Origin of the sequence: Aquiflexum sp., from assembly GCF_041751335.1 — a bacterium.
Taxonomy (GTDB): Bacteria; Bacteroidota; Bacteroidia; order Cytophagales; family Cyclobacteriaceae; genus Aquiflexum.
Genome location: NZ_JBGSXS010000379.1, coordinates 1 through 8965, shown reverse-complemented (window position 1 = coordinate 8965; position 8965 = coordinate 1). Strand labels below are relative to the sequence as shown.

Below are 8965 nucleotides of genomic sequence, written 5' to 3'. Positions count from 1 at the left end.
ACTATCAATTCCATTGAAGCTGGGAAATATGTGCCTTCCACAGTACTCGCTCTCAAGATCTGCAAAGTATTTGAGGTTAAATTCGATGCGGTTTTTGAGCTGGAGGAAGGAGATTGATCTCTTTGACTTTTTTCAAATTTTTTCCATTCCCAAAGCAATAAAAAGGTATATTTGTCATTTTAAAAACAAAAAACTGAATGCCAAAGTTAATCCGAGTCACTACTGTTCCCATATCCCTCAAACTGCTTTTGTCAGGTCAAATGAAATATATGAAGGAGGCAGGCTGGGAGGTGAGCATGGTCAGTGCTGATGGCAAGGAAATCAATGAGATAGAAAGGAGGGAAGGTTGTTCCCATCAAATCATACCTTTTACCAGAAAAATAACACCTGTTCAGGATTTGATCTGTCTTTGGAAATTGTACAGTCTTTTTAAAATCGAAAAACCGGACATTGTTCATTCCCATACCCCAAAAGCAGGTTTACTTTCTATGTGGGCGGCAAAATTAGCTGGTGTGAAAGTTCGTATTCACACAGTCGCAGGACTGCCCTATGTTGTTGCTGAAAAGCAAAAGAAGAACCTTTTGATTAAAATGGAGAAATCCACCTATAACTCGGCAACAGAAGTATGGCCCAATGCCGAATCTTTAAAAGAATTTATCATCAAAGAAGGCTTAGCAGAATCTGAGAAACTCAAAGTAATCGGATTTGGATCTTCCAATGGTGTTGACCTGAAGAAATTCAATAGGGATTCATTGAAAGAAAATCACCTGGTCGCTGCCACCATGCGGATTATGCCCTCTGACAATGATTTTGTAATTCTAGCTGTAGGTAGATTGGTAAAAGACAAAGGGATTGAAGAATTGGTAAATGCCTTCGTAAATTCCAAATTATCAGATAGGGCCAAATTGGTGTTATTGGGTTCTTTTGAACAAGAACTTAATCCCTTGGATCAAGAGGTGGTAAGGAAGATTCAGGATCATCCCAGAATTGTTCAGATCGAATGGACGGATCATGTTGCACACTATATGGCTTTGGCAGATGTGTTGGTGCATGCTTCCCATAGAGAGGGATTTCCCAATGTATTACTGGAAGCAGGAGCGATGCAGGTTCCTGTGATTTGTTCTGATATCATTGGCAACCTGGATATTGTAACCAATAAAAAAACAGGTTTGGTTTTCCCGGTCAGGAAGACAGAGGTATTAAGAGATGCGCTTGAATTTGCATATGTTAAAAGAGATTATATGCAATCCTTGGCAAGTAACCTTTTTGAGGAAGTGAGTGTAAAATACGAAAGGGGGAATATGCATCATTTGATTTTGGAAGAATACAACAAATTTGTGCCCCAAGAAAAAATCGAAATGAAATAACAGGTTTAATTTATATGTAGTTATGCAATGATTTCAGTAAAATGGTAATTCAATATAATTCTCGCGGGGAAATTGAAATGTCCAGTACATCGGACATCCGACTTCGTCCCGATAGCTATCGGGATCCGACATGGTTGTAATAGAAAATTGCGTTACTGGCAAGAAGCGGTTAACCATTTTAATTTAAATAAAATAAAGATTTGGGTTACATATTTTAAAATTATTTGTTTTTTTGGTTTTTCAATTTTAATAAAAAAAAGATGAAATATCTGATTACCGGTACTGCCGGATTTATAGGCTTTCATGTCGCCCAATATCTTTTAAAAAGAGGTGATGCCGTCGTTGGTCTTGATGTGATCAATGATTATTATGATGTCAATCTGAAATTCAGGAGGTTAGAAGAGTGTGGGATTGCCAATGATCAGATTGTTTTAGGAAAAGCAGTCCATTCCAGCAAATATGAGTCTTATACTTTTTATCAAATGGACCTTTCCGATAAAGAGACCATGATGTCAATATTTGAAAAAGAGAAGGTGGATGTGGTCATAAATCTAGCTGCACAAGCTGGAGTTAGGTATTCTTTGACCAATCCCGATGTATATATAGCATCCAATATCCAAGGATTTTTGAACATTTTGGAGGCTTGTAGAGCCTATCCTGTCAAGCACTTGGTGTATGCTTCCTCAAGTTCGGTATACGGTGCGAATACCAAAATGCCCTTTGCCACCAACCATAACATTGACCATCCGGTAAGTTTGTATGCCGCCACCAAAAAATCAAATGAATTGATGGCCCATACCTACAGTCACTTGTTCAATATTCCCACCACTGGTTTGAGGTTCTTTACAGTGTATGGACCCTGGGGCAGACCGGATATGGCCTTGTTCCTGTTTATTGAAGCCATCAAAAAAGACGAGCCTATTCAGGTATTCAATCATGGCAAAATGAAGAGGGATTTTACCTATATAGACGATATAGTCGAAGGCATAGTCAGAGTCGCTGATAGACCTGCTACTCCAAATCCGGAATGGGATGGAAATAATCCGGAACCCGGTAGTTCCTATGCCCCTTTCAAAGTATATAATATTGGCAATTCCAATCCGGTGGAGTTGATGGATTATATCGGCGCATTGGAAAAAGCATTGGGAAAAGTGGCCAAGAAAAACATGTTACCGCTACAACAGGGTGATGTTCCAGCCACCTATGCGGATGTTACAGACCTGAAAAGAGATACCGGTTACAAGCCAAATACTTCTGTCGAAGATGGAGTAGCCAAGTTTGTGGCTTGGTACAATGAATTTTACGGGAAATAAATTCATAGGTAAATGCCAGAAATGGATATCCGCTTCTTTGCCAGTAATCCAATATTCTACTACAGACAAGACGGATCCCGATAGCTATCGGGACGAAGTCGGAAGACCCATGTACCGTACATTTCAATCTTTTGACAAGAATTATATTGAATTGCCATTTTACTGGCATTATTGCGTACATACATATTGCCAGATTTTGGTAATTAAAGAAAAATGATTTGGCTGACAATTAATCCGCCACGTCTGTGCGCCTGTGGCGTAGCGGACAAGTAATTCCAATCCGCCACGGCGGACAAGTTCTTCCAATTTTCCAATCTTTCAAATTTCCCATATGAAAAAAAATATTCTGATCACAGGTGGGGCCGGATTTATCGGCTGTCATGTAGTGAATCTTTTTGTAGAAAAATACCCTGATTATAATATCATCAACCTGGATTGCCTAACCTATGCCGGGAACCTTGAGAATTTGAAAGAAATTGAAGGAAGTTCAAATTACATTTTTGTGAAAGTAAACCTATTGGACGTATCTGAATTAGAAGCTGTTTTTGCAAAACATGCAGTTACAGATGTAATCCATTTGGCTGCCGAATCCCATGTGGACAGGTCCATCACGGATCCTTTGGCATTTGTAAAGACCAATGTGATTGGTACGGTCAACCTACTGAATGTTGCCAAATCCTATTGGAAGGATTTGGAAAATCATTTGTTCTACCATATTTCCACAGATGAGGTTTATGGTTCTTTGGAAGACGGTGGTTTTTTTATAGAAACTACGCCTTATGACCCTCAATCACCTTATTCTGCCTCAAAGGCTTCCTCTGATCATTTTGTAAGGGCTTATGCCAATACCTATAAAATGAAAACCGTCATTACCAATTGTTCCAATAATTACGGACCAAATCAGTTTCCTGAAAAACTGATCCCACTTTGTATCCATAATATCAAAAACAACAGGCCTTTACCGGTCTATGGAAAAGGGGAAAATGTCAGGGATTGGTTGTATGTGGTAGACCATGCAAAAGCCATTGACCTGGTTTTTCATCAGGGCAGGAGGGGAGAGACCTACAATATTGGCGGATTCAACGAATGGAAAAATATTGATATCGTCAAGTTACTTTGTCAAAAGATGGATGCCAAACTGGGCAGAGAATCGGGTACGTCAGAAAAACTGATCACTTTTGTAAAGGATAGGGCAGGGCATGACCACCGCTATGCCATTGATGCCTCCAAAATACAAAGGGAACTTGGCTGGGAACCCAGCCTCCAATTTGAAGAAGGGATTGAAAAAACCATCGATTGGTATCTGGAAAATGAAGAATGGCTGAATAATGTCACCTCAGGCAATTATCAGAAGTATTATGAGGAGCATTATGGGGATAGGTAATATAAGAATGGTAAATTGCTAAGTATCTGTCCAAAACCAATTATCAGAATTTCTTAGGTTGCTTTAGTTATGGCCTTTTCTTCTTTGATAATTTCATTCTGATAGAGGTCCATAATAGGAAAGCATAAATCAAAATTGTTCCAATCAAGGTTACCATCAATTATTTCAAAGCCTTTGAAAAGATTCTCATGTGTCCAAAACTGCATGTCTACTGATCTTTTATTTGATAGGCTTCTCCCATAACTAAAAGTAATTCTTGAAAACTGGAATTACAAATTCCAAAAATAAGAAGGTGTAGATGCAATCTACACCTAGCGCCTTCGCCAATCTTCACCCAGATGGGGTCATCGATGAGGACTGTCCTCTGCACCAATTCTAAAATTTGATCTTCAATCAGTTTTTATAATCTCCTACGATGTCCTTCATTATGGACTTTATCAGCTTATGGTCTTTCTAATCATGTGTTAATTAACCCTTTATTTTCTAATCTTTTGAGCAATTGGGATTTAAAAAACAAAAAATTTATGATGACAATTAAGTAGATGAAAATTGGCAGGCCCATAAAAAGGGTTTTAAAAACACCGCTACTCAAATATAGGGCTGCCAAAACCAGACAAGCTAAAGCTATTGCTAGCTGTAGAACAAAGACCATGAGCAATATATTCGAAAACCTGATTTTTATCCCTACCGACCTTTGTTCATTTTTAAATTCTGATAATTCTAAATTTAATTGCAACAGTTGAACTATTATCATATTGTAGGATATAGTTAACAGGGTTTTATTTGACTTCAACAATGAAAAATTAAAAAGTTCTGAGTATTTATCCCTAAGCAATATTTCTTCAATCTCTTTATTTGTAAGGGAAGAACTTCCTTTCAGACGCCAGAATGGCCAAAACAGATTATTTTTCATTTCTTAAATGTTTTAAGCAACCTATATCCATCAAAAACTCTCCGGCTAAATCACCATTTCTATAAACTTTCATTCTTTTATCGTTAAGAGGTTTATATAAACTATCACCCTTTTCAACAAAATCCCATAAACCACTTTCATCCCTTAAAATTTCATAGGATTTAATTTGATTCTCTTCTTTATACATTATGGTTTGTTCACCTCTATTCCACTCAAGTTTCTTTTTGGAATCAACAATACCAATGACTTCTCTCTTTGCTATCATTTCAGCTATTTTACAATAATTACAGCTCGTTAGAATGACAGCAGTTATAAATATCCAAATATACTTTATGTTTCTATTTAACATACTCTCTTCTGAATTTTGAAACGTTAAACGAATAGCCCAATCCTTAACTGCCCCCTCTGGGTGTAGATTAAGCTTTCGGCGGTGGCTGGGTGTAGTTTGCAACTACACCCATATATTCAAACCAATTTACAATTGGCCAATTTCGCAGTTGAAGCTCTTCACCTTTCTCAATTTAACTCTTGAAACATGAATTGCAAATTCATTCAGATAGAAAGGCGTAGTTGCCCCCGACAACTGTAAGGGATACGCCTAGGGTCTCCGCCAATCTACGACCAGATGGGGATAACTAATGTTGATTAAGCCGTCCCTTTAGGGACAAGATATGGGTAGGAAACATTAGCTTTTTCCAGGTTTCCGTGCCTTTAGGTACGGAATATATTTTGTACCTAAAGGCACAAAATTCCTTCGATTCATCGATTAATTCTACCTATATTATGTCCCTAACGGGACTTTGGTTAATGTTAAAATTGTAGTCTAGAGTAAATAAAACAGGGTTTTGTAATATGGCGAAGTAATGAAAATAAAATAACCACCACCTAAAGTAGAAGTATTATAGGACAATCCAAAAGGATAATAATCATCTTTTCTGATCACCGGGCCCTCGTTGTGGAGGGTCTGAACCTATCCTGAAAGCTCTTAAATATTATCCCTTTTTTACATGACAACCTTCCTGAGGTTATTATTCCTTATTCCCTCTTACTTTTTTGCCCCGAAATTTTTCGGGACAGGCTTTGATCAAACCCACCTCCCGGAGGGCAGGAAAGTAACAATCCCGATAGCTCGGGACAAGACAATCCGATCCTAGGCTTACCCACTTGGCCTGCGCCGGCCCGGCGGATTGTCTTCCCACCCGCCTTGCAACCTTCAAGGATTTGGTGAAAACTCGGGATATAATTAAGAAGCTGTTCCCTCTCAGTGATCTCCATAATCGAAAGATTCTAGAAAAAAACTCCAGTTCCTATCAGAGAAAAGAGTATCCAATTATTTCAATCATGCAAAAATTATAAGATTTCATTCTATCTTATATTTACCTAAATTTACCCTAAGAATAGATTACAGATATAATTGTATCTTATCAGGTATGGGGACAGGTAAAATAATTGCAACTTTAAGGGATTCCAAAAGCTGGTCACAGACCGATTTGGCCAACAACAGCGGCGTATCCCGTGTAATGATCGGTAAATATGAACGGGGGGAAGCCGTTCCGTCCATCGATGCCGCCAAGAAAATCGCAAATGCCTTTGAGGTGTCTTTGGATTATCTAGTAGGAGAAGGGCAAAACGCCAGGTTTGACAAAAAAACAGTACAGAGATTGCAGGATATCGAAGCCCTGAGCCCAACGATAAAGGACAAACTTTTCTTTTTGATTGATACGGTGATCCGGGATACAAACGCCCAAAAAGCTTATATGCAATGAAATCGAGCATGACCTAACCGTCACACCCTAGGTTGACAATCAACCATGCGAGATTCCATGTGACCAATAAAATGCAATTATAAACACATGAAAACACAATTTATAACAGACGACCACGGCAAAAAACTTGCCGTCATTCTTCCAATCAAGGAGTACAACAAAATGGTAGATGATTTGGAAGAACTCGAAGACATCAGGCTCTATGATGCCGCAAAAAAGGGCAAACAGGAATTTATAGATGCGGAACAGGCTTTCAGGGAGATTGAGAAAAAACGCGAACAAAAACAAAAGTAATTTACAAAGTCCGTGTTGAGCGCAAAGCGCAGAAAAAGCTCGCCAAAATTCCGGAACCGTATTATTCCAATATCAAGGACGCAATACTGGACCTGGGAAACGACCCACGCCCAAAAGGCTGCAAAAAACTAAAAGGAAGGGACGGCTACCGTGTCCGTGTGGCCGACTACCGCATCATCTACAAGATACAGGACAGTGTCCTTCTCGTGGATGTCGTTGACCTTGGACACAGAAAGGATATTTATTAAAAAGCCCGAACTGGCCGGGCTTTTAAAATTACAATTGTATCAGGTAATCAAAATTTTTGTACCGCTAGATTATTGTTTTTTAATTATTAACCTGCCCTTTAACCACAACATAATTAAAGCCAGACTCTAAAACCTTGTATTCTTCTGCTTTCTTTTTCATAAGAACCTTTATATTCCCAAATTCAGCTGGACCTAACTTTGCGGGAACAAATTGAATAACTATTGTATCATTCCTAACAAAGAGTTCTTTAACACAACCTTCAATTGTTTCATTCAAAACATTTATTTTGTCAGACATTGGATTTTCTTCACAGTCGAAATATGCTTTAATGATCTCCCAATCACTATTGTTTGAGTAAATCCTTGCCAAGACTTTTTCATCAACCTGAACAGTATCTTTTACTAAAACTTCTAACTCAAGTCTTTTTCCCGAGCTACTACAAGAAAAAAAACTAAATAGAATTAACAATTTAATCAGTCTAATAACCATCGGGCACATAATATTTTTGGTCTAAGGTGTCTTTTCCTTGCAATATAATCCTGTACTTTCCAATATTGCCTTGTCTATCGACAAATGTTCCTCTAACTGTATCCGCATTTGTGTTCTTCTTGCCATCAGGATTAGCAGTTCCCTGTGAACCGTTGCGGCTATTCGGCTCAGTTTCAGAAGTAGGATTAACTGTTTCTGATGAATTGGTATTTTCAGTCGGTTTACTTGAATCACTGCCAAAAAACTCAGAAACAAGCCCAAATACACTTCCCATCATGTCTGCAATTTTTTCCATCACTCCTCCTGAAGGTAAACCTGATCCAAAGCTCCCCAAACCATCAGTATTTACTTCACCCGAAATTTTATCCCCTATAGTACCTATATCATCAGGACCTGCATCAGCAACAACCAAAACTACTCCCGCAGGCTGACTATTCACTTTGCTTCTTGACCCAGTATTTTTGCTCCCGCCAAATAGATTTTCAATACCCGATTTAATGAATCCGAAATTTTTCTCTACCTCTGAATAAAAAACTGAGCCAGAAGATGGTGGACAGCAGTTCTTGGGTGCCATGCCATTAGGATCAATAAACCTGATCGGATTGTTGAAGGCATAATTGTATGGGGAATGTCTTCGCATCTGCTCTGCCAATGGGTCAACAACGCTCCATCTCCCTATTGCGGGGTCGTACATTCTTGCCCCGTAGTCATAGAAATTCAGATTTAAGTCCTCTATCAGCTCTTTCCCGTTGTACAGATATTTATTCGTCAAAGCCCCACCTAAAGTAGAAGTATTATAGGACAATCCAAAGGGATAATAATCATCTTTTCTGATCACTGGCCCCTCGGAGTGGACCACGGTCAGGTCATCGAAAAAGACATTGAGGTCCTCGTTGGTTTCATTGGCCACATACATCATCATAAACCCGTCTTCCTCTGCCACATGTTCCAGTGTTAGGGTTTCAAAAGCTCCTTCCCCCTGATTGCTTACCTGTCTGAAACCGGATTTTTTAAACTTATAATTGTTGTCAAAAGACAGGTACTGCAGATAGGCTTTGGGAATTTCATCATTGTCCGAAAACGTGGCGACCTGCCCGGCACCCAATACCCTCTGCAGTTCATTCACAATATTTAGAGCTTCATTTGCCGGTGTCGCAACCAATGAAGCGGCAATAATAGAGGCTGCTCCG

The 8965-nt window shown here is 38.9% G+C and carries 11 protein-coding genes; 6 read left to right on the top strand and 5 right to left on the bottom strand.

Annotated features, from left to right (window positions below):
- The first annotated feature begins 197 nt into the window (after window positions 1-197).
- The 3 genes from ACEW8U_RS20280 (at window position 198) to rfbB (ending at window position 4064) form a co-directional block, all read left to right on the top strand.
- Window positions 198-1367 carry a glycosyltransferase family 4 protein gene (locus ACEW8U_RS20280; RefSeq protein ID WP_373523874.1) on the top strand — a complete coding sequence of 390 codons (1170 nt, stop codon included), beginning with the start codon at window positions 198-200 and terminating at the stop codon, window positions 1365-1367.
- A 260-nt stretch (window positions 1368-1627) separates the two neighbouring features.
- A complete protein-coding gene (locus ACEW8U_RS20275) occupies window positions 1628-2680 on the top strand; it encodes an NAD-dependent epimerase (protein ID WP_373523873.1) in 1053 nt (350 codons plus the stop codon).
- Between the two features lie 331 nt (window positions 2681-3011).
- Complete coding sequence (gene rfbB, locus ACEW8U_RS20270; RefSeq protein WP_373523872.1) at window positions 3012-4064, top strand: dTDP-glucose 4,6-dehydratase; 1053 nt, start codon at window positions 3012-3014, stop codon at window positions 4062-4064.
- A 457-nt stretch (window positions 4065-4521) separates the two neighbouring features.
- Here the strand turns inward: rfbB and ACEW8U_RS20265 are convergent, their stop codons facing one another.
- From ACEW8U_RS20265 to ACEW8U_RS20255, 3 genes are all read right to left on the bottom strand, one after another.
- Window positions 4522-4977: a hypothetical protein gene (locus tag ACEW8U_RS20265; RefSeq protein WP_373523871.1), complete on the bottom strand. Its 456-nt coding sequence runs from the start codon at window positions 4975-4977 to the stop codon at window positions 4522-4524.
- On the bottom strand, window positions 4967-5428 hold the full coding sequence (locus tag ACEW8U_RS20260) for a hypothetical protein (RefSeq protein WP_373523870.1): 462 nt from the start codon (window positions 5426-5428) through the stop codon (window positions 4967-4969). The genes ACEW8U_RS20265 and ACEW8U_RS20260 overlap by 11 nt, the downstream gene beginning before the upstream one ends.
- Window positions 5429-6012: 584 nt before the next feature.
- Window positions 6013-6252: a hypothetical protein gene (locus ACEW8U_RS20255; protein WP_373523869.1), complete on the bottom strand. Its 240-nt coding sequence runs from the start codon at window positions 6250-6252 to the stop codon at window positions 6013-6015.
- 155 nt (window positions 6253-6407) lie between these two features.
- On the opposite strand from ACEW8U_RS20255, the gene ACEW8U_RS20250 reads away from it, so the two are divergent.
- From ACEW8U_RS20250 to ACEW8U_RS20240, 3 genes are all read left to right on the top strand, one after another.
- Window positions 6408-6743, top strand: coding sequence for a helix-turn-helix domain-containing protein (locus tag ACEW8U_RS20250; RefSeq protein WP_373523868.1), 336 nt, complete (start codon window positions 6408-6410; stop codon window positions 6741-6743).
- Between the two features lie 87 nt (window positions 6744-6830).
- Entirely contained in the window at window positions 6831-7037 is a 207-nt protein-coding gene (locus ACEW8U_RS20245) for a hypothetical protein (RefSeq protein ID WP_373523867.1), read from the top strand.
- Window positions 7037-7285, top strand: coding sequence for a type II toxin-antitoxin system RelE/ParE family toxin (locus ACEW8U_RS20240; protein ID WP_373523875.1), 249 nt, complete (start codon window positions 7037-7039; stop codon window positions 7283-7285). The genes ACEW8U_RS20245 and ACEW8U_RS20240 overlap by 1 nt, the downstream gene beginning before the upstream one ends.
- 79 nt (window positions 7286-7364) lie before the next feature.
- Here the strand turns inward: ACEW8U_RS20240 and ACEW8U_RS20235 are convergent, their stop codons facing one another.
- Together ACEW8U_RS20235 and ACEW8U_RS20230 are read right to left on the bottom strand one after the other, a co-directional pair.
- The gene (locus ACEW8U_RS20235) at window positions 7365-7775 is read right to left on the bottom strand and encodes a hypothetical protein (protein ID WP_373523866.1); all 411 of its coding nucleotides are present in this window, start codon (window positions 7773-7775) and stop codon (window positions 7365-7367) included.
- Window positions 7765-8965 (bottom strand): RHS repeat domain-containing protein (locus ACEW8U_RS20230; RefSeq protein ID WP_373523865.1); only part of this gene is annotated, 1201 nt, incomplete at its 5' end. The genes ACEW8U_RS20235 and ACEW8U_RS20230, both read right to left, overlap by 11 nt.

Coding starts and splice junctions, on each gene's coding strand:
- ACEW8U_RS20280 (WP_373523874.1), top strand. CDS start 198: ATGCCAAAGTTAATCCGAGTCACTACTGTTCCCATATCCCTCAAACTG.
- ACEW8U_RS20275 (WP_373523873.1), top strand. CDS start 1,628: ATGAAATATCTGATTACCGGTACTGCCGGATTTATAGGCTTTCATGTC.
- rfbB (WP_373523872.1), top strand. CDS start 3,012: ATGAAAAAAAATATTCTGATCACAGGTGGGGCCGGATTTATCGGCTGT.
- ACEW8U_RS20265 (WP_373523871.1), bottom strand. CDS start 4,977: ATGAAAAATAATCTGTTTTGGCCATTCTGGCGTCTGAAAGGAAGTTCT.
- ACEW8U_RS20255 (WP_373523869.1), bottom strand. CDS start 6,252: ATGGAGATCACTGAGAGGGAACAGCTTCTTAATTATATCCCGAGTTTT.
- ACEW8U_RS20250 (WP_373523868.1), top strand. CDS start 6,408: ATGGGGACAGGTAAAATAATTGCAACTTTAAGGGATTCCAAAAGCTGG.
- ACEW8U_RS20245 (WP_373523867.1), top strand. CDS start 6,831: ATGAAAACACAATTTATAACAGACGACCACGGCAAAAAACTTGCCGTC.
- ACEW8U_RS20235 (WP_373523866.1), bottom strand. CDS start 7,775: ATGGTTATTAGACTGATTAAATTGTTAATTCTATTTAGTTTTTTTTCT.